12 protein-coding genes (1 of these 12 only partly in view) are annotated in these 19,450 nt (G+C 57.0%); 7 read left to right on the top strand and 5 right to left on the bottom strand.

Annotation, left to right across the window (positions count from 1 at the left end; genetic code table 11):
* Positions 1–7: 7 nt before the first annotated feature.
* A complete protein-coding gene (locus FLP30_RS03650) occupies positions 8–691 on the bottom strand; it encodes a Fe2+-dependent dioxygenase (RefSeq protein ID WP_149278629.1) in 684 nt (227 codons plus the stop codon).
* Positions 692–895: 204 nt separating this feature from the next.
* On the opposite strand from FLP30_RS03650, the gene FLP30_RS03645 reads away from it, so the two are divergent.
* The 6 genes from FLP30_RS03645 (at position 896) to FLP30_RS03620 (ending at position 12,586) form a co-directional block, all read left to right on the top strand.
* Positions 896–1,657: an acid phosphatase gene (locus tag FLP30_RS03645; RefSeq protein WP_246856583.1), complete on the top strand. Its 762-nt coding sequence runs from the start codon at positions 896–898 to the stop codon at positions 1,655–1,657.
* A gap of 292 nt (positions 1,658–1,949) precedes the next feature.
* Complete coding sequence (locus tag FLP30_RS03640; RefSeq protein ID WP_149278627.1) at positions 1,950–6,767, top strand: bifunctional diguanylate cyclase/phosphodiesterase; 4,818 nt, start codon at positions 1,950–1,952, stop codon at positions 6,765–6,767.
* Positions 6,768–6,942: 175 nt separating this feature from the next.
* Positions 6,943–9,042, top strand: coding sequence for an EAL domain-containing protein (locus FLP30_RS03635; protein WP_149278626.1), 2,100 nt, complete (start codon positions 6,943–6,945; stop codon positions 9,040–9,042).
* 527 nt (positions 9,043–9,569) lie between these two features.
* Entirely contained in the window at positions 9,570–9,779 is a 210-nt protein-coding gene (locus tag FLP30_RS03630) for a hypothetical protein (protein WP_149278625.1), read from the top strand.
* An 85-nt stretch (positions 9,780–9,864) separates the two neighbouring features.
* On the top strand, positions 9,865–11,520 hold the full coding sequence (locus FLP30_RS03625; protein ID WP_149278624.1) for an OprO/OprP family phosphate-selective porin: 1,656 nt from the start codon (positions 9,865–9,867) through the stop codon (positions 11,518–11,520).
* A 25-nt stretch (positions 11,521–11,545) separates the two neighbouring features.
* The gene (locus FLP30_RS03620; RefSeq protein WP_408834553.1) at positions 11,546–12,586 is read left to right on the top strand and encodes a sulfate ABC transporter substrate-binding protein; all 1,041 of its coding nucleotides are present in this window, start codon (positions 11,546–11,548) and stop codon (positions 12,584–12,586) included.
* 119 nt (positions 12,587–12,705) lie between these two features.
* Here FLP30_RS03620 and FLP30_RS03615 read toward each other — a convergent pair whose 3' ends face one another.
* Together FLP30_RS03615 and FLP30_RS03610 are read right to left on the bottom strand one after the other, a co-directional pair.
* Positions 12,706–14,451, bottom strand: coding sequence for a putative bifunctional diguanylate cyclase/phosphodiesterase (locus FLP30_RS03615; RefSeq protein WP_149278622.1), 1,746 nt, complete (start codon positions 14,449–14,451; stop codon positions 12,706–12,708).
* An 822-nt stretch (positions 14,452–15,273) separates the two neighbouring features.
* A complete protein-coding gene (locus FLP30_RS03610) occupies positions 15,274–16,659 on the bottom strand; it encodes an outer membrane beta-barrel protein (protein ID WP_149280195.1) in 1,386 nt (461 codons plus the stop codon).
* Positions 16,660–17,353: 694 nt separating this feature from the next.
* On the opposite strand from FLP30_RS03610, the gene FLP30_RS03605 reads away from it, so the two are divergent.
* On the top strand, positions 17,354–18,223 hold the full coding sequence (locus tag FLP30_RS03605; protein WP_149280194.1) for a pirin family protein: 870 nt from the start codon (positions 17,354–17,356) through the stop codon (positions 18,221–18,223).
* Between the two features lie 9 nt (positions 18,224–18,232).
* Here the strand turns inward: FLP30_RS03605 and FLP30_RS03600 are convergent, their stop codons facing one another.
* Positions 18,233–19,204, bottom strand: coding sequence for an ABC transporter ATP-binding protein (locus FLP30_RS03600; RefSeq protein ID WP_149278621.1), 972 nt, complete (start codon positions 19,202–19,204; stop codon positions 18,233–18,235).
* Positions 19,201–19,450, bottom strand: the end of a protein-coding gene (locus FLP30_RS03595; protein WP_149278620.1) for an ABC transporter ATP-binding protein. Its footprint extends 746 nt past the window's final position; 250 of the gene's 996 nt are visible here — the last part of the coding sequence; its start codon lies beyond the right edge, outside the window; its stop codon occupies positions 19,201–19,203. Before FLP30_RS03595 ends, FLP30_RS03600 begins: the two co-directional genes overlap by 4 nt.

Here is a 19,450-nt window from a genome sequence, read left to right as displayed (position 1 = left end):
GCAGGGGTTATAGTTCAGCCCATTGACGGATGAGGTTGTGGTAGGTGGCGGTCAGGCCCAGCACAGCCGGATGGTCATCGGACATGCTCTGACGGACCTGAATGATCGAGCGGTCAAAATTGTACAGCAGGGTCCGGTTGGTGTCGTCCTTGACCATGGACTGACTCCAGAAGAAAGACGCCCACCGGCTGCCACGCGTGACAGGGGCAACGCTGTGGATACTGCTGGAGGGATATAGCACCAGATCTCCCGCCGGGAGTTTGACGCTCTGGGTGCCATAGGTGTCTTCTATGAGCAGTTCCCCACCGTCATATTCCTCGGGTTCGCTCAGGAAAAGGGTGGAGGACACATCGGTGCGGATCCGAAAGCCAGCACCCGGCAGGGGGCGGATGGCGTTGTCCACATGGGCACGGAACTCCATACCAGCATCGTACCGGTTGAACAGGGGCGGGAACACCCGCATGGGCAGGGCTGCGCTGTTAAAGGTCGGGTTACGGCCCAGAGCGCGCAGGATCAGGTCGGACAGCGAGCGGCTTACTTCTGAATCCTGGGGAATTTGCAGGTTGTATTTTGCCTTGGCCGACTGCTCGCCCGCCGTGACCTTTCCATCCACCCATTCCGACTGTTCAAGGGTCTGGCGGCAATGGGCCAGTTCCGCCGGGGTCAGCAGACCCGGAATATGGACGAGCATGGGTGATCCTTTGCTAAAGATCGTTTAGAGACGGTGCGGATGCATATCATGCGCAGGGTGATGGGTCACGCAATACATGCAACTCATTATCAACTTCCCTGCGGGGTGTGATTTTATGGAACTGTCATATCCGACAGGAAACAAGCGGCAGTACAGTCGGCTGCTTATTCTTGTGCCGGGATGTTAAAAGGAATGTCAGGGTCAATGCTCCGCGCTACCGTGTTTTCTCTGGGTGTTGTTCTCATGGCCTGTGGGGGTGTGGCCCATGCGGCCGATGCCCCTTTGCCTGACGGAAGGGTCTTTCTGCCCCCGCCACCTGCCGCCGGGTCTCTGGCGCAGCAGGACGATGAGCGCGATTTTGCCCGGACACGTACACAGGTGGGAACCCCGCGCTGGGCTCTGGCTCAGAACGATGCCAATCTGGCTGCCGACCATCTGGTGCGTGATTTTTCCTGCGCTGCGGGTTTTAGCCTGGACCCGGCGCATCTGCCCAGGCTGGTGGCGCTGATCGAGCGCGTTGGCAAAGACATAGAACCCCGCGTGACGGAGCAAAAAGCGTATTGGAAGCGCCTGCGTCCGTTTGTGGGGGGGCAGGCTGCTATTTGCACGCCTGACAGGGCGCATCTTGAGCAGAGCTATGCCTATCCCTCGGGCCATACCACGTATGGCTGGCTGGTGGCCTCCCTTCTGGCTGACCTGCTGCCCGACAGGGCCACGCCCATTCTGGAACGTGGCCGTGTGTTTGGTGAAAGCAGGATTGTCTGCGGGGTGCATTGGAAAAGCGATGTGCAGGCGGGCTTTATGAACGGGGCTGGTCTGTTTGCCGCCTTGCAGGGGCAGAGTTGGTTTGTGCAGGCCATGGCGCAGGCCCGCGCGGAGCTACAGGCTGCCCGGCAGCAGGCCGGGGCACCCGATGGAGCACGTTGCACAACAGAGCATCAGGCGGCTACCGCGTCCGTTCTGTAAGTTCGGCCTGAAGAGGGTGTTTGACGTGAAACATCATCATGCCATCGGCCCCCGACACCTGCCTTTTGGCCTGCCGTGCGCAGGCCGGGAGGGAGGCATGTTGCGAGGGTAGAGGCATAATTTAAAAGAAGATGACTGTCAGGATGAGAGCGTGATATTAGCGCAATGAGAACTGTAGAAAAATAATGGTATCCTCAAGCACGGATACTGTGCGGGATATGGAACTGGTGTGAAAGCTTTTTTTCCTTCTCTTTTCCCGACCAGATCCAGGCGTCCACAAGGCCGTGTCAGGTTGTCGCTGTGGTACGGCGTGTCCCTCGGGGCCTTGCTGCTGTGTGGCAGTGTCATTGAGTACCATGATTATCGCCATGTTGCGTCTGTTGTGGAGGCGGAAGCCCAGCGTGATGGGGAGGCTTATGCCAACCTGATTGCTGGCCGCCTGAACGTGCGCTTTACAGAGCTGGAGGTGGCATCCGTTGCCCTTCTGGGCCGCAATGATGATGCGGCGTCCCCCTTGCCGGAGGCCCAGCAGTCGCTGCGGCGCTACCTGCTGTCGCGCACGGCCCCCGATGTTTTCAATGTCTTTGCTGAGGATGGGGAGAGGATTCAGTGGTCCGTTATGCCGCAGGGTGCGGATAGTGATGGCACTGAGGATACATTTTTCCCCGTTGGTAACACGTCGGAACACAAGATAGGCCAGATCCGCACTGGTGAAGATACAGGCCTGCCCGTGCTGCCCATCCGGGTGCATGGTGCGACCGAGTATCACGAGGGGTATTACCTCAACACCCTGTACAGCATCGTGCGGCTTCTGGACCAGGCCGGTCTGGCTGATGGCCAGCGGGACTGGACGTTTGATGTCATGGATACCCGCAATGGCGCGTTGATCCGCCACGGGCTTGGGCAGGATAGCGAGACATCGGCGACAGCCGCCCAGGACAGGCTGATTATGGTGCCGGTTGCCGGTTATCCTTTCAGCGTGCGCGTACATGTGCCCAAGCATGGTATCTGGCGTGCTTATAGAAAGCAGGCCTCAACACGCTGGGCCATGGAAGCACTGATGGTTCTGCTGATCCTTGGCGCAGGCGGGTTGCTGATCCGTCGGCGTGATAAGGAGCAGATGCGCCATCTGCAACGGTTGACCGAGTTCAATGCCTTTATGGCGCAGATCAACCAGTGCATTGGCCAGGTCGAGCACGAAACAGACCTGTTGCAGGAAGTCTGCGACATGGCCATCCATTACGCGCATCTCAAGATAGCCGTTATCTGCCGCCCTGATGAGCATAACAATATTTCCCTGCTGGCATTAAGCGGTCCTGCCCACTGCATGGATGGCATTAATGTCTCCATCACGCCCAGTCAGGCGGATGAATGCAGCAACCTTGGCCGTGTCTGGACCGAGGGCGAGGCTATTTTTGATGGAGCATTTGAAACCACCAATCTGAACGACCAGTGCAAGCTGTGGGCGCAGAAATACGGTGTGCGTTCCAACGCAGTCCTGCCCATTTACCGGGATGGAAAAATATGGGCCATGCTCAGTGTTTATCACGAGCAGGCCAATATTTTTGATGATCAGCTCAAAGCCCTGCTGGATGAAATTGTTACCGATATTTCACGCGGGCTGGCCGGGTTGTACAGCCGCCACCTCCAGAACGCGCTTTTGGACAATTCCGTTGTGGGTATCCTGCTGATCAAGAACATGGTCATCCAGCTTTCCAACACCCATGCGGCGCAGATGCTGGGCCTGCCTCCGGGTGGGCTGCTCAACCGACCTGCGGAAATCCTGTATCCTGACAAGCAGGAATACGGACGCATGAAAGCAGCCTACGAGCATTTGTGGGACAAGGGGCGGGTGCGGGTGCCTGGTGTGCGCCTTGCCCGATCCGATGGTCATATCATGATTGCGGATTTTTCAGGCGTGTGCCTGCGTGATCTGAGCGGTGATGTGTCGGTCTGGACCATGGAGGATGTGACCAGCCGTGATCTGGCGCAGCGTCTTTATCACGCGCTGCTGAATACCGCCGATGCGGTCTTGCAGGCGACGACGGAGCAGGAAACCTGCGACAGAACATGCGCCGACCTTGTGCATGATACCCTCTTTCATGCCGTATGGATCGGCAAGCCGGACGAGGCGGGTACTCTGCATGTTGTCTCCCACGCGGGGGAAGGCACGGATGGTATTGAGGAGCTTGATTTTACAATCCGGCCCGATGCTCCGTTCCAGCCGGTTTCGGCCCGGGCCTGGGTCAAGGCCGAGGTCGTGTATAGCAATGACGAACTGGCCGAGCAGGGTGGCGCATCGTGGAATGCCTTTGCGCAGCGTAATCGCTGGCGGGCCATTCTGGCGGCCCCCATCTGGCGGGGTGGCAAGGTCTGGGCTGTTATTACCTTTGTGTCGCCCCACCCCCAGGTGTTTGACGAGCAGAGCGTGGCCATGTGCCAGCGTGTGGCCGATCTTCTGGGCCATGCGCTCGATAAGCTGGATGCCAAGCGCCATATTGAGCGCATGCAGGAGCAGGAAGCTGAACGTGCCCGGCACGACCCGCTGACCGGCCTGCCCAACCGCCTGGCGCTGGAAGAATATATGCCTCAGGCTCTGGCCCGTGCGCGCCGATACGGCACGACGGTGGCTGTGGGTATGCTGGACCTGGATGACTTCAAACAGGTGAACGACACATATGGGCACGAGGCAGGCGACAGGCTGCTGCAGGAACTGGCCCAACGCATCCGTCAGGACCTGCGTGAGACAGACTATGTTGTCCGCCTGGGTGGGGATGAATTTGTTGTCGTGCTGGAAGGGCTGGATGCCCTGCTCCCTGCCGAGCAGGCTATTCGGGCGCTCGACCATTTGCATACCGTGGTGGAAACTCCCTTCCGGGTGAAGGGTGATGCCACGGCTATGGTGGGCATGACACTGGGGCTGGCCTTCTTCCCGATGGATGGGGATGATGTTGATACATTGCTGCGCCGTGCGGATGCCGCCATGTATCAGTCCAAGGACAGCAAGGCGACCCGCAAGAACTGGTGGTGTCTGGCCAGTGCATCAACCGGCAAGAGCGATGCCGATGAAGGCCCGCCAGAAGGCCTGCCGTTTGATGCCTATGGCCCGCAGGCACAGGAAATTCTGGTGCGGGCCAAGGGTTTTCTGGGGCAGTTGCGCCAGAACTTCATTGAACGCTTCTATGAAGCCGTTTCGGAAATCAAAGGCTGGGACAAGGTCCTTGCGGCACTGACGCCAGAGGAGCTGGAACGGCTCAAGCAACGTCAGGGCGAACATCTGGACTTTCTGCTGGCCCCGGAAACAACGCGGAATGATATTGAGCGTGTTGCCGTGCGCCAGGGTGTCATGCACGCCCTGTCGGGGGTGGATGCCGTGTTGCTGACAGAGGCTTACAGCCTCTATCGTCGCCTGCTGATAGACAGTCTGGACAAGGCCATGTTGCGGGCCTGCGACCGCTACCAGATCCTGCTGACAACCGAGATCCGCCTGCAGGACGACAAGGGGGCACAGCTTGAGGTTGGTCAGGCGGCGGAACAGGAATATTTTTCCCTGCTGTCCGACCCCTTGCCGGATGTAAGCTGCGTCTGGCCCGATGCCAGCGGGCAGGCGTTGCAGGCACTGGGCCATTTGCCCGGTATTCAGGCAGCGCTGCTGTTTCGGATGAATGCAGCGGGTGATCTGGTGGTGGAGAGCAGTGGCGGCCCACGGGGGCAGCAGTTGCTTGATGCCTTGGTGGCGCAGGACCTGCGGCCCAGGCTTAACCCCAGCCTGCCCACAGGCCGCTCCATTACCGCCCTGGCCTGGAGAACCCGGCAGATACAAAGCTGTGCGTCATGCGCTCTGGCTCCTGATCTGGTGGTGTGGAGTGAAATTGCAGACCGCACGGGGGCTGCGTCTATCATGAGCCTGCCTATCCGGCAGGAAAACGGGCATGTCGTGGCGGTGCTGACCCTGTATGGCGTATGCCCCAGCCAGTTTGAGTCCCTGATGATGCAGCAGTTTGCCAGAGGGCTGCAGCAACGGTGGGAACAGATATGGCAGCGCTGCTATACCCGGCAGGCTCCGGTTGTAACCGAGGAGCGCTCCCGCCATCTGCGTGAATGTCTGTTTTCGGGCGGGCTGCGGATGTTTATGCAGCCGATTGTTGACCTGCGTAGTGGCGAACTGCTGGAAGTCGAAGCACTGGCGCGGCTTAGGGAGGCCGATGGCACAATCGTCTCTCCTGCGGTGTTCCTGCCCCTGCTTGGGCGCGAGGAACTGGACAGGCTGTTCCAGCTTGGGTTGGAGCAGGGGCTGGACTGGTTGTCCCGTTGGGATGCTCAGGGCCTGAGCATTAACCTGTCCATCAATATGCCCCCGTCCTGCCTGCTTGATGCCGATGGCCCGACAAAGATGGAAGAGGCTCTGCGCCAGCATGGGATTGCCCCGCAGCGGCTGACTGTTGAACTGCTGGAAATGCAGGGGATTGACCCGTCTGTGCAAAGCACGGTCATACGGCGTTACAAAGCCATGGGCGTGCAGATGGCGATTGATGATCTGGGTTCGGGTTATAGCAGCCTGCTGCGCCTGTCGTCCTTGCCGTTTGACATCATCAAGGTGGATCAGGGCGTTCTGAGCCACATTCACGAAACTCCGTTGCAGATTTTCAGTGTTGTCAAATCTGTTCTGGATATGGGGGCGGACTTCCATAGCCGGGTTGTGGTGGAAGGTCTGGAAGACGCCGGCATGATCGAGGCCATGTACTATCTGGGCAGCCGCTATGGGCAGGGGTATGGCATCGCCCGGCCCATGCCGCCAGAAAGCTTTATGGACTGGCATAACAGCTACAAGGGTGTCAGCACGGCGACAGGCGTTGTCACCACTCCGCTGGGTGCGTTGGCGTGCCATTGGATGAGGATCCGCAGCGGTCAGGCCACCGCACCGGATGTGAGTGAAGGATGCCCTGTGGCACAGTGGCTGGATACATCCGGCCTGAGCGACCACGAGGCTGCCCGGTGGCATGCCTGCTCCCACGACAGGGATGCTTACCCTGATGAGGCGCGCAAGTTTACAGACTGGCTGCTGGAGCAGGTAACACAGGCGGCCAACGCAAAAAAACGCAGGGGTTGAGGGGGTTAGCCTGATACTCCCTGCGGTTTGCAGGGTGGTCTTTGTCACCATAAATTCAAATATGTTGAGAGGTGTTTACTCTATTAACGATTGTCCCTTCAGGCTGAAGGATAATTGTAAGGTTTTGAAATTATGGTGTTACGGGACTCCATGACGTCCACCCCCAGAGGTAGGTATGACTAGTCGTTCCGTACAGCGGAGAATGCGCGATATTGCCATTCACGCCCGGCCGGTCGCCCCTGATATGCGGGGCGAGAATATTATTGAATTATTTAACGAAAATCCCGAAATAACCGAAATACCTGTTGTGAATGACGCAGGTATTCCGGTGGGTATTATTGTAAAATCGTCTTTTCTGTTACGGGTTGGGCATCGCTTTGGCTACGAGGTGTATGCAAAACGCCCGGTATCGTTGCTGATGGACCAGAACCCCATTCTGGTTGATGGTAATGAATATGTCTCTGATTTTGTAAACACGTTGCTGAACACACCCGGCCATGCCCAGCTAAGCTGTTTTATAGTCACGGATAATGAGCAGTATTGCGGCGTGGGTTCCAGCTTCAGCCTGACGCAGGCGTTGCACCAGCAGGCCGTGCGCACCATTCAGGAACTCAGCACAACCACGGCTGAACTGCGGACTGCAAACCGCACAATTTTGCAAGACAAGCTTTTCATCTCGAGCATTATTGAAAATATTCCCACCGCCATTGAAGTGCAGGATCTGGAAGCCCGGTCAATCGTGCTCCAGAACAGGGCAGCAAAGGAAATCCATTCCTATGTCCGCCCCGCATCCGAGCAGGTATCGGGCGTGGAGCGTATGGTGGAAGCCTCTGGTGTGCTGGTGGACGCAGCCGCAGACCGCTGTGAGGAAACCTTGCTGGATAAGGGAGGGGACGCCCATATCCTGTCCCGGCGGTGTGTTTTCATCAAAGATACGGAAGAGCAGGATCGGTGGGAACTGTGCGTTACCGACGATATTACCGAATATCGGGAAGCCCAGCATAGTATTGAACGACTGGCCCATTATGACAGCCTGACCAAACTGCCTAACAGAAACTGCTTCAACATGAAGCTGAACAGTCTGGCCAGCAGTACGGAACACAGTTTTGTTCTGCTCTATATCGATCTGGACTATTTCAAATCTATCAATGACATGTATGGCCACGGGGCTGGGGATGCGCTGCTGCGTAACGCCGCGCAACGCCTGCAGGACGCCTGCCGTAAGGACGACTTTGTGGCCCGCCTTGGCGGGGATGAGTTTGCAGTCATCTGGCCGCATGTAGACCCGCTGCATGATCTGGAAGGCCGACTGGCTGAATTGGTAAAGTGCCTGAGCAAACCCTACCCTATTGAGGGCACGGAGGCTTTGTCGGGTGCAAGCATCGGGGCTGCTCTGTTCCCCCAGAATGCGCAGGATTCCACAACTCTTTTGCAATATGCGGATATGGCACTGTACCGCGCAAAGGCACTGGGGCGGAACCAGTACAGGCTGTTTGACCGGGAGCTGAGCCACGAAATTCGCGAACGGGCCGCCTTGGTGGCTGGCCTGCACAGTCTGGTCAGGGGCGAGGGGCTGAGCCTGCATTACCAGCCCATTTTTTGCCTAAAACAGAACCGCATAAAATCCTACGAGGCCCTTGCCCGCTGGAATTACCCTGGAAAAGGGCCAATACCGCCAGATGTTTTTATTAAACTGGCGGAGGAGTCCGGCCTGATCCACCAGCTTGGGGAAAAAATACTCTGGATGGCCTGTCAGGCAGCCAGTAACTGGCCGGAAGATGTGTCTGTTGCAGTCAATGTGTCCCCCTTGCAGCTCAAGGACCGGAAATTCTCGGATACAATCAAAAAAATCCTTGATGAAGTAGGGCTGGATGCAAGCAGGCTGGATATTGAGATTACTGAAAGCATTCTGATAGATGAAAACGGCTACAAAATATCAGTCCTGAACGAGATCAGGCGTCTGGGGTGCCGGATTAATATTGATGATTTTGGCACAGGGTATTCGTCCCTGAGTTATCTTTGGAAAATTCCTTTTGATAAAATAAAAATTGACAGGAGCTTTGTGCAGGCCCTGCCAGACCCGACCGCGCGTGAAATTATTCAGGCGATTGTAGGGATTGCCAGCATCCGCACCACAACTGTGGTGGTGGAAGGGGTGGAGACATCGCAGCAACTCGATATGGTGCGGAATATGGGCTGTGCCGAGGCGCAAGGGTATTTCCTCGGCAAGCCAAGTCCTATCATGCTTGTGGCGCAGGGGCAGGCCTGCTCCTGAGTGGTGCGCCCAGCAGGCTGGCCGGTCCGATAAGCGACACCGTGGATTCCTGATGTTTGTCAGCAGTCCACGGTGTTCTGCGTTTTCCTGAAAAATTGGCATTGTGAGGCGTGCTGCGGAACTTTTGCAAGAACGGCAACGTTGCGCAGGTGCGTTGGCTGTGAAGCACCCATACCCGCATTTGAGTGGCTCAGTATCCTGTAAAACGTAGGAGGTAGGTCCGAGCCGTTGATGCGAGAGGGTTCTGAGTTCGTCTTAAATAAACTATATAAAATAGTTAAATATGAAAAACACAAAATAAAGTTTGATATGAATTGACTCTGTGAAATTTTCCACGTTATAGAAGTGAGAGAAACAAGAACGGGAAGGGACGATCCATGCCGCGCATGTCTGGTCGAATGTGCCGACCCAGCCGATGTTTTTACGCGGCTGTGCAGGCGTTTACTCTATAACCGGGCGGTAGTGCGGGGCGTGGCCCCAACAAGGCCGCCCACTCTGGCATAGCCAGGCAAGACGGGTGGTCTATCATGATTGAATCGAGCATTATTGAAGTCGAAGGCACCTTTTTAGGTGCAGTTATTCTGGACGCAGGGCATCAGGGCCGGCGCTTTTATGCAGCCCATGACAGTGTACGCCGCTACCATTTGCAGTCCTTTTCCAATACAGAGGAACTGTTCCGCTCTGTTTCGGCAGGGTATCGGTCTGCGGCGCTCAGCCGGGCTGTGTCTTTAGGGTAAAGCTGTTCGCTTTCAAATTATTCAAAAAAACCTCGGTCCAGATCAGGGCCGGGGTCGCTTTATAGTGTAGTGGTAAGGCCATATCATGACCCCGTTTTTCCGTTCAGGTATCGTTGCTTTTGGCGCGGTATCTTCTGTCATGCTGTCATGCGGGACAGCCATGGCAGCCGATTCCTCCTCTGCTGAGGTCCTGGCCCTGCGACGGGAAATGGACGCCATGCGGCGTGAAATGCTGGGGGAAATCCGGCACCTGAAGGCGCAGATCGGCCAGAACGCCCATGTCGCCAGCCAGGACCATGCCGCCCACAAACACGGCCCGCGCAGGCTGATTGCGGCTGATCCGACCGATCCCCAGCCCACATTCAGGGAGGTGCAGCCCCCCAGCCACGGCCCGCGCACCGTAGCGGACAGCCGCATTGCCCTGCCTGAAGGCCCGGCCCAGTCCTGGCGGGAGTTCAAGGCTGCCAGTGCCAAGGAAGAAACGGTTGATATCGGTGGGATGAAGATCGGCTTCCCCAAAGGTCGCCCGACCATTTCCTCCGACGATCATGCCTATGCCTTCTCCGTCGGTTTGCTGGCGCAGGAAGATATTGGTGGCTTCATGGGGGTTGGCCCCAGAGCGGGCGAGGGCAAGGGGAACTTTAACCCGCTGACGCAGAACGCCCGCCGTCTGCGGCTCTATTTTTCATGGCGCTACAAGGACTGGGTGGTTAACGTCACACCGGACTTTGGTTCCAGCAAATACGATGGTTCGGTTTCCCTGTTTGAAGCCAATCTGAACTATACTGGCCTGCGGAATACGACGCTGACAGTTGGCTACTTCCAGCCGCGTATGGAAGAAGAAAGCGCTGAACGCTCGGGTGCGTTCGAATTTCTCGAACGTCCCACTATTGTTGACCTTGTCCGTAATCTTGCAGGTGGTGTTGGCCGTTTCAGCATTGGTGGCGAACATTACGAAAAGCGCTGGCTGGTTGCCGGGTATTTTACAGGCCAGAAATATGGTGACCGCGGCAGCGACAACACCATTGTGGACAGCCAGACCGGCGCTGTGGTGCGTGCCGCAGGGCGGCCCTATGTCAGCAAGAATATAGATGTGTTTGTGGGGGCAGGTGCCACCACGGCCTTCAAGGTGAATGAGAACAGCAAGGGCCGACAGATCACTTTCAGCGACAATATGGAAGTGCCGCTGGGTGAAACCAACCTGCTGACATCAGGCGCATTGACCAATATTGCCCAGATCTGGGCTGCGGGGCCGCAGGCTGCCTTCCGTTGGAAACAGTTTTTGCTCAAGGGTGAATACTACCACATTGGCGTCCAGCGTTCGCACAATGTGGGTGCATCCACCCTGCCATCGCTTGGGTTTGACGGCTGGTATGTCTCGGCCAACTATACACTGCTGGGCCATGGCCGTGCGTTTAACCCCAAGATTGCCGCCTTTACGGCGCCGGGCGTGGATTATGATTTTGATCCCCGTAACAACCACTGGGGCGCGCTGGAACTGAGCGGCCGCTGGAGCGTGACCGATCTGGCTGATGTTGAGAACCAGGGCGGCACAGGCATTAATGGCAACAAGCAGACAGTCTGGATGGGTGGGGTGAACTGGTACCCCAACCAGCACGTCAGGGTGATGCTGGACTACGCGTATTTTACTGTCTCACGCTCCAAGGGTGTGAGCGGGAATGTCAACCTGTTCGGTCGTAACGGCAATGCCGTTGTCGGGCGCTTTCAGGTTTCTTTCTGAGAGAGACTATTGAAGGATGGATAACATGACAGGCACAACATTGCGTGCACGCCGTGCACTTCTTAAAGGGCTAGCTCTGCTGGGCTTTGCCGCATTTGGGGTGGTGGCGGTGCCACACGCCCATGCCCAGGGTGGCTCGTTGCTCAACGTGTCCTACGACCCTACGCGTGAGCTTTATGCTGACATCAACAAGACCTTTGCTGCCGACTGGAATGGCAAGCATCCGCAGGATACGGTGCGCGTGCGTACATCCCACGGTGGGTCAGCGGCTCAGGCACGCTCGGTGCTGGATGGCGCTCCGGCCGATGTGGTGACGCTGGGGCTTGCGTACGATATCGACATACTGGCGCAGAAAGGGCTGCTGGCCGCTGACTGGCAAAAGCGTCTGGCCCATAATTCCACACCCTATACCAGCACCATTGTTTTCCTTGTCCGTAAGGGCAACCCCAAGGGTATTCATGACTGGCCTGACCTTGTGCGTGATGGCGTGCAGGTGATTACTCCCAACCCCAAGACATCGGGCGGTGCGCGCTGGAACTATCTGGCGGCCTGGGGCTGGGCGCTGAAACAGCCTGGCGGGTCGGAGCAGACAGCGCGGGATTATCTGAAAAAGCTGTTTGCCCATGTGCCGGTGCTGGATACAGGCGCACGTGGTGCCACCAATACGTTTGTGCAGCGCGGGCAGGGGGATGTCCTGCTGGCGTGGGAAAACGAGGCCCTGCTGGCAACGCATGAGCTGGGGGCAGACCAGTTTGATATTGTCGTGCCGCCGCTGACCATTGCTACCGAACCGCCTGTTGCCGTGGTTGACCGCAATGTTGAAAAACATGGCACGCAGGCCGTCGCCAAAGCGTATCTGGACTATCTGTTCACACCCGAGGGGCAGCGGATTGGGGCCAAGCATTATTTCCGCCCGGTTGACCCTGTGGTGCTGGCGGAGGTTGCATCCTCCTTCCCCAAGACCACCACGTTTGACATTGCAAGCCTTGGTGGTTGGCAGGCTGTGCAGAAAAAACATTTTGCTGATGGCGGTGTGTTTGATCAGGTCAGCGCGACTGGCCACTGACTGTTCGCAGCCTTCTGCTGCCGTATTGTCAGCCCTGCTCTCTGGCGCATCTGCGCTGGGGGCAGGGTTTTTTTATGGCGCTGGCATAAAATAGAGTTGCCGGGCCATCGGGCCGCTTATCAGGCCGGGCTGGCTGTCAGGCTCACGCACCCGGTGCTGACAAGCTGTTCCAGCGGGATAGGCCTGCTGAGCAGAAAGCCTTGTACCTCATGGCAGCCTTCGTTTTCCAGAAAAGCAAGCTGATCTTCTGTTTCCACACCTTCTGCCAGCACGGGTATATCCAGCACCCGGCCCAGGAAGATGACAGAGCGGATAATGGCCATGTCGGTCGTGTTCTGCAGGGCATGGCTGATAAAGCTCTTGTCCATCTTGATCCTGTCAAAGCCGAAGGAACGGATGAGGTCGAGCGAGGAATATCCAGTGCCATAATCATCAATGGCTAAGGAAATCCCCAGCGCCTTGAGGCCACGGAGCGTATGCAGGGCACGCTCCTTGTCCACAAAGATGGTACTTTCTGTCAGTTCAAGCTCCAGCCGTTCGGGGGGCAGGCCTGTTGTCAGCACCACATCCTGCACAAGGGTTAATAGGTCATGATAGCGGAACTGCTCGGGAGAGACATTGACGCTGATCCGGTAGGGCTCCCGCCATTGGCTGGCTGTGTGGCAGGCCGTGCGCAGCACCCAGGCACCAATGTCCTGAATAAGACTATTTTCCTCCGCCAGGGGGATGAACACAGCGGGGGAAATGGAGCCCAGGCGCGGGTGTGTCCAGCGGAGCAGGGCCTCAAAACCTACGATCCTGTCTTCGGCGATGGATTTCTGCATCTGATAGTGCAGGGAAAGCTGGTTCCTGGCCAGAGCGTGGCGTAGCTCTTCCAGAAGGTCCAGCCTGCTGCTGACTGTCTGGTGCATGGCGCTGTGATAGTAGCAGACGCGCAGGGCCTGAGTGTCGCGCGCATGGTAGACGGCCAGCTTGGCGTTGGTAATGAGTGTGTCGTGGTCTGTGGCATCATCCGGCCAGAAGGTAATGCCAAAATTGGCACCAATGGCGATGGAATCATCCTGCAGGCGCAAGGGCTTGTTGGTGGCGCGGCGCAGACGGTACAGAAACTCCGACAGTTCATCGTCTTCATCAACGTGGCACAGGGCGACAAACTGGTCGCCCGCAGTCCGGGCCACAAATTCATGACTGTCGTTATGAATGGCCTGCTTGAGCCTGCGGCCAAGAATACGCAGCACTTCGTCCCCGGTATGGTGGCCGCGCAGGTCGTTGATCTCCTTAAATCGGTTCAGGTCAATCGCAATCAGGGCAACGCGCCGGGGCTGGCCGCCGGTCTGTGTGCTGTGGGACAGGCGCTCGTGAAACGCCAGGCGGTTTGGCAGGCCGGTCAGCTCATCCGTCAGGCTGACCAGCCGCAGGGTGTGCTGGGAGTGGCTGGATGTAACGCGGCCCACCAGATGCATGGCCCGCCGGGCAAGGAGAAACAGCAGGACCATACCCGCAGCCAGCAGACCCTGAAGGGAGAGGCTGCTGGGCTGGAACCACCCTGTTTTCTGCTCAGGTCCGGCAGCCTGTAGCGTGATGAGGGTAATGATCTGGATAAGAAAAATGGCGTTGATGAAGATAATGGGTTTCTTCAGCTTTGCGGCATAATCCTTGAGCGACAGCAGATAGAACGACAGGGACACAATACCTGCGGTTGAAAGGGCGCTAAAGGCGAGCAAAGGGGTACGCCAGAAGAAAACGGGAAAAAAGCCGGCGCCAGACATGCTCAGTGCTGCGTGGTACAGGCCCATGGTTGTTAATCCCGCAATCAGGAAGCCTGAGACCGTAGGAGGCAGGACGACCTGTGGTTTCGTAGTCATGGGATGGTGGAGAGCCGAGGCAGCCCGCCACCAGCGATTGTAAAGGCAAGGGAGTGTATAGGGCAGTGCAACAGAGTGGACACCCACAACACTTTGGAAAAACAGGAAAATGCCTGCGCAGCAGCCAGAACAGACCGCCGGTAAAGGGAGCAGACGGCAAAGGTCGGGAGGAATGGAATTTTTAAATCGTATGTGACAATAACGTTAACGCACATAAAAAATAAACTCCATATTAAAAACACAATCACACCAATAAAACGCTAAAAATATTTAATTATAGATAACAATAAAGATGGGGCCGGTACAATCTTGTATTGTGCCGTGGACTGTTAAGCAGCAGGTATTGGGGGAATGGGCTGGCGTAGGGGGGCCAGATCGCCAGATTATTCTGGCGTTTTGGCGGGTCAGGTCATGCCTGTGGTGTTCCTTGCGATGATATGAAATGCCAGAATGATATTTCCTATCCTAGCATTGCGGAGGGCGGTTTCCTCAAGCTGTCATTTACTTTTTGTAAAAAACAACCAGGATGTGATGTGGATTGGAAGCTACAAGAACGGCAGTTTCCCTGGGGAGTGTGGCCGGGAGTCAGACGGAATAAGGCTATATATGCGAATATAGCATATCTGACATTCATTTAGAACATAAATATCGCAGGCCTGTTTTGCAGCATTCTGAATAAGACCAACGGCGGGTTATGCTGCAACACCCGAATAGAAAAAACCTGTGCGAGCCATTGAACACAATGGCCAGCAACAGGTTGAGACACGCGCAATCGGGAGAAAGCCCCAGACCATGTGAAATGGCCTGGGGGGAAGAGTCGGCTTAGAACGCCCAGATGGCGTCACAGCTGAACCACAGCATGTTGTTGTCACCGTCACGCACGACAGTGTTGTAGCCGTTGGCTGCGGTCGGGTAGGCCGCCTTGTTGAACGGCCGGGTGCCGTTGAGGGATTTGTCGAGGCGGATTTCTGGGCGGAAAGTAAACTGCCCGAAATGGACATGCTTGTTGATAAAGTCAGGACGGTACGTCACGCCCAGTGTCAGCTCACCATAGGTGGTGGGTTCAGCCATATAATAGGGATAAGGCTTATTGGTCAGCGCCTTGGTGAAGGAGGTAAAGCTGGAATATTCCAAGATCGTCCCACCCGTATTGTCGCGGAAGACTTCACCACGGGCATTGAACGTCAGGGACGGGTTGATGTCATACGCAAAATAGGTGGTCACACCGTACACATCATCACGGCTCAGGTCGTCGTGCAGGTACGTGCCGTTGACCGTTACACTCATCTTGTCGTTGATGTGGTAGGTGGCCAAGAAGTCGGCGTTATACTGCATTTTCTCGTTGGCAATCGCGCCAACGCCAGCACTGGTCCATGGCCCATCGGTATAGGTGCGGCCGTTGTTGCCCTGCGGGCCGAAATGGCCAATCAGGTGGAAGTTCAGCTTGCCATTCATCAGGTTGTTCCAGGCGAACCCGAAATACCCTTTGGGCTTGTTGTTGTTGCCGTACTGACCAAAGGTGGTGGAGTTACCGGCATCAATGCCCAAAATCCAGTCCATCTTCTTGGTCAGGTGCATGGTTGCGACAATGCCAACCGTTTCAAACGGTACGATATAGTCGGAAGCATAGTTGAAGGTATAGAACGGACGGGCAAGGCTGGGCGTACCTTCCGCACCGAGCAGACCGTACATCTGGCCGATCTGGACATCGATCCCGTTCTTGAATATCCAGGGGAATTTGAAGTCAATATGGGCCTGGGTGGGAATCCACTGGTAGAGCGAATTCAGCGCCCCGGACCCCATCCCTGCGGTCGGGTCAAAACGACCGTCGGAACCGTAGAGGGTTTCAAAGGTAAAGCCGATACCATAGCCGTGACCAACGTCTTCCACCGGGTGGGAGAGCGAGCCGAGGATCTGGTTCATGGTCACGGTGTTGGCGCGATCAACATAAAACTGGGCAAAGTTGCGGCCTGAGGATGTCCAGGGGTTGCCAGCAATACCGGCCTCGATGCTCAGGTGCCCTTCAAGGTTATCCCAGTAGGAATGGGGGGTGCCGGGTTTGTGGTGGAAAATGTTACCGGTTTGGGCAACTTCTTCCGTTTTCTGCACCTGTTCTTCAGGCGCGATGGGCGCCAGGGGGCGCTCCTCATCACCAGTGGGCTGCGTAGGAATCTGGGCAAAAGCCGCAGCAGGAATGCCAAGAAACATGCTACCCAGGCAGAGGGCCAGTTTCAGCTTTTGAGACTTCTTTTCCGCAGTGCGCACGTTTGTGAACCTTTCCCCGTAATGTGCTGTGATCCAGCCGGGAACATGCAACCGCCCTGGTGCTGTGGGCTCATGCGTCAAGAAAACTTTCTTTTAGTCTCTTTCCCGCGCATGGACCGATCGTTGCTCAGAAAGCATGCCACATGTTCCAATAACAGGACGCTACCGTTTTTGTTTCGAAACGGCAATAGAAAGATGGGGCCTCTGGAAAGAAAAATAGGAGAGAAGAGGCGTGATGAGCATGAACATTTTGCAACATTTTTAGCTGCATAGGGCTCTCCGCTCAGTTTGTTTTCTATAGTTTTTGTATTGACTGTGTCATATTCAACATTGTCGACGCCAATCGGCCTGTATTGTGCATAAGTTCAATTTGTTTTTTGTCCGACAGGTCAAAAGTGAAAGCGAACATTCAACGCAGGGCTTTTTGTCGGGGGGTGGCGTTTCCTGTCCCGCAAGGTCAGGGCAGACAATACGCCCCTTGCCTGCACGCGGGTTTGTGATCGGGTGCCAGGGCGCGGGGCAGTGTGTCACCCAACATCAGAAAGAGTATGGTGGAGGCAAGCGGGGGCGCTGGCCTTGGGGTGGGAGAACCCTCCCATGAGGGTGCTTCTGTCGATCAGGACTGGGAGTGCCGGTGATGCAGAAAAAAATTCTTGGCCAATACACCAACTCGCGCGGGCATTGGGTGGGCGACGGCTTTCCCGTGCGTTCGCTCTTTTCCTACACAACGCTGGGCGAGCGGCTAAGCCCCTTCCTGCTGTTTGACTACACCGGGCCATATACGTTTACCCCGACAGACAGCAAACGCGGGGTTGGCCAACATCCGCACCGCGGGTTTGAAACAGTTACTCTTGTTTATGAGGGTGAGGTCGAACACCGCGATTCCTCAGGCGGCGGCGGGGTCATCGGCCCGGGTGACGTGCAGTGGATGACCGCAGGGCGCGGTATTTTGCATGAGGAGTACCATTCTCCCGCCTTCGCTCGTTCTGGCGGGCCGTTCCGGGTGGTGCAGCTCTGGGTTAATCTGCCCGCCAAGGATAAAGCTACACCTGCGGCGTATCAGAGTATTCTGGCAGCCGATATTCCCAATGTTGCTCTGCCGCAGGGTGCGGGTACAGTGCGTGTGATCGCAGGGGATTATGACGGCACACGGGGGCCAGCCCATACATTTTCGCCCATCAATGTGTGGGATGTCCGGCTGAAAGCAGGGACAGAACTGACCCTGCCTGTGCCGGAGGGGCATGGCGCAGCCGTTGTCGTGCTGGACGGTCAGTTGCTGCTGGAAGGGGATGTTACCCTAGGTGATGCAGAACTGGCGGTGCTGGACCGTGCAGGCGCGCAGGTCAGTTTGCGTGCCGGGCAGGACACGAGCTTTCTGGTTCTCAGCGGCCAGCCGCTGGATGAACCTATTGTCGGGCATGGGCCTTTTGTCATGAACACGCAGGAAGAAATCAACCAGGCGGTGGAGGACTTCAACAGCGGTCGTTTTCTTTCAGCGTCTGCCTGACAGTCTCTTTTAATACTGAGGGAAATGACAGGCCACCTGTCGGCCATCATCCAAGGCGCGGAGCACGGGTTCTTCTGCCGTGCACCGTGGCTGGGCTACCGGGCACCGGGTATGGAACCGGCAGCCTGATGGCCTGTTGATCGGGCTTGGCACATCTCCGCGCAGCGCCACGGGGCGGGGCACCCCCACAACCGGCCGCGGCACCGCCTGTGTCAGAGCCTGCGTGTACGGGTGGAGGGGGGTATGCAGAACAGTGTCAGTGTCACCCAGCTCAACAATGACGCCCAGGTACATGACGGCAACCCGTGTGGAAATCTGTCGGACAACAGCCAGATCATGGGCGACAAAAACGTAAGTCAGCCCCAGTTGCTCCTGCAGGTCGGCAAACAGGTTGATCACCTGAGCCTGCACGGAAACATCAAGCGCGGACACAGGCTCGTCCGCAACAATCAGCCGGGGCGCAAGGGCTAGCGCGCGGGCAATGTTAATACGCTGCCTCTGCCCGCCCGAAAACTCATGTGGATACTTGTTTAATGCGGTACGGGGCAGGCTGACTAGGTCCAGCAGGGTGTCCAGCCGGGCCTTTATGGCGGCTGGCGTGCGCTTACGACCGTTCTCATCTTTATGGACCTGCAAGGGGGCGGCCAGAAGATCGCCTACACGTCGCCGTGGGTTGAGGGATGCATAGGAATCCTGAAAGACCATCTGCATCCGCGCACGCAAGGGGCGCAATGCGGCTTCTCCAAGCGTGGTAATATCACGGCCTTCAAACAGAATACGACCAGCCGACACATCAGTCAGGCGCAGCAGGCAGCGGCCCAGAGTGGATTTGCCACACCCGGATTCACCAACAAGCCCCAGCACCTCACCCGGCATGACGTGAAGGGAGATATCATCCACAGCATGCAGGGATTGCCCACGTGCCAGAGCGTAGGACTTGCGTAATCCTGATACAGCCAGCAGGGGGGCGGGTGTCGTCATGGCAGGGCAGCTTCTAGCCAGGGCTGTATGCACGCAATGTCATGCTCCGCGGCAATGGTGGTCAGGGGCGGCAGGGCGGTTGTGCAGACATCATGCACATGGGGGCAGCGTGGCCCAAACGCGCAGCCTTGCGGGCGATCAGCCGGAACGGGGGGCGCTCCGGCAATGGCAGGGAGCCGGTGGGGGCGTGGGCCATCCATTGGGGGGATGGATGTCAGCAGGGCGGCGGAATACGGGTGGCCGGGA

It is taken from the genome of Acetobacter vaccinii, from assembly GCF_008365315.1.
In the GTDB taxonomy this organism is placed as follows: domain Bacteria; phylum Pseudomonadota; class Alphaproteobacteria; order Acetobacterales; family Acetobacteraceae; genus Acetobacter; species Acetobacter vaccinii.
This window is presented reverse-complemented; position numbering and strand designations above follow the sequence as displayed.